Below are 6811 nucleotides of genomic sequence, written 5' to 3' on the forward strand. Positions count from 1 at the left end.
TTGGAGCCCCCATCCGTATATCGGGAGTCGGCCGAGTCCGGTTCAGGGCGCCACATGCGGACTCAGGTACCGGCAAACCCCCATCAGTGTCAGTGCTACCGGTAGACTGGAAGACAATCCCGCCCCAATGTGGGGACCGCCCGGGAAACGCTGAGCAACGCTGATCAAGGCTTACCGACGCACTGTGCCGCAGCCGCTCCGGCAACCGCCGACGAGCCCGGCTCGTGCTGTGCCAGAAAGGGCGCTTCGTGGCCGATTCCGGCAACCCCAACGAGAACATCCCGTCCACCGACGAAGGCGTGACCGCCGTGAGCGACAGCTCGGCCGGCGACGTCGCGGCGCCCTCGTACGACGCGAGCGCCATCACCGTCCTCGAGGGCCTGGACGCGGTCCGCAAGCGCCCCGGCATGTACATCGGCTCCACCGGCGAGCGCGGTCTGCACCACCTCGTCTACGAGGTCGTGGACAACTCCGTCGACGAGGCGCTGGCCGGTTACGCCGACACGATCGACGTGACGATCCTGCCCGACGGCGGTGTGCGCGTCGTCGACAACGGCCGAGGCATCCCCGTGGGCATCGTGCCCTCCGAGGGCAAGCCGGCCGTCGAGGTCGTGCTGACGGTGCTGCACGCGGGCGGCAAGTTCGGCGGCGGCGGGTACGCGGTATCCGGCGGTCTGCACGGCGTGGGCGTGTCCGTGGTGAACGCCCTGTCCACCAAGGTGTCCGTCGAGGTCAAGACGGACGGCCACCGCTGGACGCAGGACTACAAGATGGGCGTGCCGACGGCGCCCCTGGCCAAGCACGAGGCGACGGAGGAGACCGGCACGTCGGTCACCTTCTGGGCCGACCCGGACATCTTCGAGACGACCGAGTACTCCTTCGAGACGCTGTCGCGGCGTTTCCAGGAGATGGCGTTCCTCAACAAGGGCCTGACGATCAGGCTCACCGACGAGCGCGAGTCGGCGAAGGCCACGGCCGGCGCGGACGAGGCGGGCGCCGACGAGAAGGGCGAGGCGAAGTCCGTCACGTACCACTACGAGGGCGGCATCGTCGACTTCGTGAAGTACCTCAACGCCCGCAAGGGCGAGGTCGTCCACCCGACGATCATCGGGCTGGAGGCCGAGGACAAGGACAAGAGCCTGTCCCTCGAGGTCGCCATGCAGTGGAACAGCGGCTACAGCGAGGGCGTGTACTCGTTCGCCAACATCATCCACACGCATGAGGGCGGCACCCACGAGGAGGGCTTCCGCGCCGCGCTGACGTCGCTGATCAACAAGTACGCGCGTGACAAGAAGCTGCTGCGCGACAAGGACGACAACCTCACCGGTGACGACATCCGCGAGGGCCTGACCGCGATCATCTCGGTCAAGCTGAGCGAGCCGCAGTTCGAGGGCCAGACCAAGACCAAGCTGGGCAACACGGAGGCCAAGACCTTCGTGCAGAAGGCGGTCTACGAGCACCTCAACGACTGGCTGGACCGCAACCCGAACGAGGCCGCGGACATCGTCCGCAAGGGCATCCAGGCGGCCACCGCGCGCGTCGCGGCCCGCAAGGCGCGCGACCTGACCCGCCGCAAGGGCCTGCTGGAGACGGCGTCCCTGCCGGGCAAGCTCTCCGACTGCCAGTCCAACGACCCCACCAAGTGCGAGATCTTCATCGTCGAGGGTGACTCCGCCGGTGGCTCGGCCAAGTCCGGCCGCAACCCGGAGTACCAGGCGATCCTCCCGATCCGAGGCAAGATCCTCAACGTCGAGAAGGCGCGCATCGACAAGATCCTCCAGAACCAGGAGATCCAGGCGCTGATCTCCGCGTTCGGCACGGGTGTGCACGAGGACTTCGACATCGCGAAGCTCCGCTACCACAAGATCATTCTGATGGCGGACGCCGACGTCGACGGCCAGCACATCAACACCCTGCTGCTGACCTTCCTGTTCCGCTTCATGCGGCCGTTGGTCGAGGCCGGGCACGTGTTCCTGTCGCGTCCCCCGCTGTACAAGATCAAGTGGGGCAAGGACGACATCGAGTACGCCTACTCCGACCGTGAGCGCGACGCGCTGCTGGAGTTGGGCCGTCAGCGCGGCAAGCGGGTGCGCGAGGACTCGATCCAGCGGTTCAAGGGTCTCGGCGAGATGAACGCCGAGGAGCTGCGCGTGACCACGATGGACCAGGAGCACCGGGTCCTCGGCCAGGTCACCCTCGACGACGCCGCCCAGGCCGACGAGCTGTTCTCCGTCCTGATGGGCGAGGACGTCGAGGCGCGCCGCCAGTTCATCCAGCGCAACGCCAAGGACGTCCGCTTCCTCGACATCTGAGTCGGTCTCAGCTGACCGCACCAGGAAGGACCTTCACCAGCAATGACCGACGAGAACACCCCTGTGACGCCGGGCGAAGAGGCAGTGGCGCTGCGTGTCGAGCCCGTCGGGCTCGAGACGGAGATGCAGCGCTCCTACCTCGACTACGCGATGTCCGTCATCGTCTCGCGTGCGCTGCCCGACGTCCGTGACGGCCTCAAGCCCGTGCACCGCCGTGTGCTGTACGCGATGTACGACGGCGGCTACCGCCCCGAGCGCGGCTTCTACAAGTGCGCCCGTGTCGTCGGCGACGTCATGGGCAACTACCACCCGCACGGCGACTCCTCGATCTACGACGCGCTGGTCCGTCTGGCGCAGCCGTGGGCGATGCGGATGCCGCTGGTGGACTCCAACGGCAACTTCGGCTCCCCGGGCAACGACCCGGCGGCGGCGATGCGCTACACCGAGTGCAAGATGGCGCCGCTGTCGATGGAGATGGTCCGTGACATCGACGAGGAGACCGTCGACTTCACGGACAACTACGACGGCCGCTCCCAGGAGCCGACGGTCCTGCCGTCCCGGTTCCCGAACCTGCTGATCAACGGCTCTGCCGGTATCGCGGTCGGCATGGCGACCAACATTCCGCCGCACAATCTGCGCGAGGTCGCCGCCGGCGCCCAGTGGTACCTGGAGAACCCGGAGGCCTCGCACGAGGAGCTGCTGGACGCGCTGATCGAGCGCATCAAGGGCCCGGACTTCCCGACGGGCGCGCTGGTGGTGGGCCGCAAGGGCATCGAGGAGGCCTACCGCACCGGCCGCGGCTCGATCACCATGCGCGCGGTGGTCGAGGTCGAGGAGATCCAGAACCGCCAGTGCCTGGTGGTCACCGAGCTGCCGTACCAGGTGAACCCCGACAACCTGGCGCAGAAGATCGCCGATCTGGTGAAGGACGGCAAGATCGGCGGCATCGCGGACGTCCGCGACGAGACCTCCAGCCGCACCGGCCAGCGTCTGGTGATCGTGCTGAAGCGGGACGCGGTCGCCAAGGTCGTGCTGAACAACCTGTACAAGCACACCGACCTCCAGACGAACTTCGGCGCCAACATGCTGGCGCTGGTCGACGGCGTGCCGCGCACGCTCTCGCTGGACGCGTTCATCCGGCACTGGGTGACGCACCAGATCGAGGTCATCGTCCGCCGTACGCGCTTCCGGCTGCGCAAGGCCGAGGAGCGGGCGCACATCCTGCGCGGCCTGCTGAAGGCCCTTGACGCCATCGACGAGGTCATCGCGTTGATCCGGCGCAGCGAGACCGTGGACGTGGCGCGGACGGGCCTGATGGGCCTGCTGGAGATCGACGAGATCCAGGCCAACGCGATCCTGGAGATGCAGCTGCGCCGGCTGGCGGCCCTGGAGCGGCAGAAGATCGTGCAGGAGCACGACGAGTTGCAGGCGAAGATCAACGAGTACAACGAGATCCTCGCTTCGCCGGTCCGGCAGCGCGGCATCGTCAGCGAGGAGCTGGCGGCGCTGGTGGAGAAGTACGGCGACGACCGCAAGACGCAGCTGGTGCCCTACGACGGCGACATGTCCATCGAGGACCTGATCGCCGAGGAGGACATCGTCGTCACGGTCACCCGCGGCGGCTACATCAAGCGGACCAAGACGGACGACTACCGGGCGCAGAAGCGCGGCGGCAAGGGCGTGCGCGGGGCGAAGCTGAAGGAAGACGACATCGTCGACCACTTCTTCGTCTCCACGACGCATCACTGGCTGCTGTTCTTCACGAACAAGGGCCGGGTGTACCGGGCGAAGGCGTACGAGCTGCCGGACGCCGGGCGGGACGCGCGCGGCCAGCACGTGGCGAACCTGCTGGCGTTCCAGCCGGACGAGGCGATCGCGGAGATCCTCGCGATCCGCGACTACGAGGCGGCGCCGTATCTGGTCCTGGCCACCAAGGCGGGCCTGGTGAAGAAGACGCCGCTGAAGGACTACGACTCCCCGCGCTCGGGCGGTGTGATCGCGATCAATCTGCGTGAGCGTGAGGACGGCTCGGACGACGAGCTGATCGGCGCCGAGCTGGTCTCGGCCGAGGACGATCTGCTGCTGATCAGCAAGAAGGCGCAGTCGATCAGGTTCACCGCGTCGGACGACACGCTGCGTCCGATGGGCCGTGCCACCTCGGGTGTGAAGGGCATGAGTTTCCGCGAGGGAGACGAACTGCTCTCGATGAATGTTGTCCGACCCGGTACGTTCGTGTTCACCGCCACCGACGGTGGGTACGCGAAGCGGACCCGCGTCGACGAGTACCGCGTCCAGGGCCGCGGCGGCCTCGGCATCAAGGCCGCCAAGATCGTGGAGGACCGTGGTTCGCTGGTCGGCGCGCTGGTGGTCGAGGAGAGCGACGAGATCCTCGCCATCACACTCTCGGGCGGTGTGATTCGTACGCGAGTCAGCGAGGTCAGGGAGACGGGCCGTGACACCATGGGCGTCCAGCTGATCAACCTGGGCAAGCGCGATGCCGTGGTCGGCATCGCCCGTAACGCCGAGGCGGGACGCGAGGCGGAGGAAGTCGACGGCGACGAGGCCGTGGACACCGGCGTCGAGGGTTCCGCTGCCACCGGCACGGACGAGGGTGAGGCGCCCTCGGCCGAGTAGCACCGAGGAGTGAGTCATCGTGAGCGGAGCCACGGGCGCCGGACCGGCCGGTACCAGTACGGGAACGGGCGGCGGCGGCCGTGGCTCCGCCGCGCATGCCGTCCCCGCGAGCGACCCGCACACCACCAATCTGAAAGCGGTCAAGCCGTCTGCGGCCGACTCGCATGGATCCCAGGGGGGAACTGTGACGGACACCAGAGGCCCGCAGCCCCATGCGGCGTCTCCCCTGCCGGGTGAGCGGCAGCCGCAGCAGCCGGCCCCGTACCACCCCCCGCAGGCCTACCCCACGCAGGGGCAGACCGGTGCGGTACGCCGGCCCCGCACCGGCGCGCGTACGACGCCGCGCGTCCGCAAGGCGCGGCTGCGGGTCGCCAAGGCCGACCCGTGGTCCGTGATGAAGGTCAGCTTCCTGCTCTCCATCGCGCTCGGCATCTGCACGATCGTCGCGTCGGCGGTGCTGTGGATGGTCATGGACGCCATGGGCGTCTTCTCGACGGTCGGCGGAACCATCTCCGAGGCGACCGGCTCGAACGAGTCGAACGGTTTCGACCTTCAGGCGTTCCTGTCGCTGCCGCACGTCCTGATGTTCACGACGATCATCGCGGTCATCGACGTCGTCCTCGCGACGGCGCTGGCCACGCTCGCCGCGTTCATCTACAACATCTCCGCCGGCTTCGTCGGCGGCATCGAGCTGACGCTCGCCGAGGACGAGTGACGCCTGCCGGGGCTCCCCCGGGAGCCCCGCACCGGAACCGATTTTGGGACTGACGCTTCCGTGCGCTAATCTTCAGGGGTCAGCGCGCGGGACACACACCGCAGAGCGCGGCGGGGCTATAGCTCAGTTGGTTAGAGCGCATCCCTGATAAGGATGAGGTCACAGGTTCAAATCCTGTTAGCCCCACAGAACGAAGACCCCTGGTCCGCACGGATCGGGGGTTTTCTTTGTGTGGTTCTGGGTTCCCGGGGTCCGGTTTTCCGAGGGGGAGGCGGCGGACGGGGAGCTGTCCCGGTGGGGCGCCCTGGTGGTGGCCGTCGTGGTGTGCGTGTTCCTCGCGGTCGTCTTCGGTGCGTGGTGACCGCCGTGTCGCTGTGGGTGCTGCGGGCGCACGGCCTGATGCGCCGAAGATGTACGTCCGATGAATTCACCCACTGTCAAAGGGAGTTGCAGGGCTCCGGGCGGAATAGCCGGGCGCGTGTGCGGCTTGGGGTGGGCATGAGGGTTTTTCGTACGTACGCGCGTGTGTATGCCGCTGACGCGGATGCGGTGCTGGAAACGCTGGCCGCGGTGAGCGGGGAGCCGGTGGGGGTGCGGTTCTCCATGCCGCAGGAGCGGCTGGAGCTGGGGGCCGTGGGGGACGTACTGGTCGTGGCGGGGGACGAGGAGGCCCTGGCGCCGTACCGGGACACCTCGGCGACGCTTGTCGTGGACGGCCTCGACGAGTGTCTGGCACGGCTCCGGAAGGCGGGGGCGCGGATCGTGCAGGACGTTCAGGACGTGCCCACGGGACGGAACCTGACCGCCGTACTGCCCGGCGGGGCGCAGATCGAGTACGTCGAGTGGGACGACGCGCAGTGGGATCGGGTCGGGGGACGGCCCGAGTAGGGCGTCGGTCAAGTGCGGGAAAACGGGGGTGTGCACGGCGACGGCCCGGCTGCTCGGGGAGCTGCCGGGCCGTTGTGCGCGTGCAGGACTGCTGTACGCAAGTCGCCGTCCGGGGCGCTGGGCGCTGTCTCAGCGCTGAAGCGGGACTCTGGGTGCGGTCGCGGTGAGGGTGTCGCAGGGGGCGGCGGGCGCCGGGGCGGCGTCGGTGGCGGGGACGGTCGTGGTGGCCGCGTCGGCGTCGGGGAGCGGGCGGTGCCGGCAG

4 protein-coding genes and 1 tRNA gene are annotated in these 6811 nt (G+C 68.3%); all 5 read left to right on the forward strand.

All coding sequences use genetic code 11. From position 1 onward, the window contains the following. Positions 1-224 precede the first annotated feature (224 nt). The 5 genes from gyrB to MTQ10_RS01855 all read left to right on the forward strand — a co-directional run bounded on the left by gyrB (position 225) and on the right by MTQ10_RS01855 (position 6549). The gene (gene gyrB / locus MTQ10_RS01835) at positions 225-2312 is read left to right on the forward strand and encodes a DNA topoisomerase (ATP-hydrolyzing) subunit B (protein WP_308404529.1); all 2088 of its coding nucleotides are present in this window, start codon (positions 225-227) and stop codon (positions 2310-2312) included. Between the two features lie 42 nt (positions 2313-2354). Then, the gene (gene gyrA, locus MTQ10_RS01840) at positions 2355-4946 is read left to right on the forward strand and encodes a DNA gyrase subunit A (protein ID WP_247461475.1); all 2592 of its coding nucleotides are present in this window, start codon (positions 2355-2357) and stop codon (positions 4944-4946) included. Between the two features lie 19 nt (positions 4947-4965). Continuing rightward, complete coding sequence (locus MTQ10_RS01845; RefSeq protein WP_247461477.1) at positions 4966-5661, forward strand: DUF3566 domain-containing protein; 696 nt, start codon at positions 4966-4968, stop codon at positions 5659-5661. A gap of 112 nt (positions 5662-5773) precedes the next feature. After that, a tRNA-Ile gene (locus MTQ10_RS01850) sits at positions 5774-5847 on the forward strand. Between the two features lie 339 nt (positions 5848-6186). Then, positions 6187-6549 (forward strand): hypothetical protein, encoded by a 363-nt coding sequence (locus tag MTQ10_RS01855; protein WP_247461479.1) that lies wholly within the window; start codon positions 6187-6189, stop codon positions 6547-6549. The last annotated feature ends 262 nt before the right edge of the window (positions 6550-6811 follow it).

The organism is Streptomyces sp. XM83C, assembly GCF_023072675.1.
In the GTDB taxonomy this organism is placed as follows: domain Bacteria; phylum Actinomycetota; class Actinomycetes; order Streptomycetales; family Streptomycetaceae; genus Streptomyces; species Streptomyces thermocoprophilus.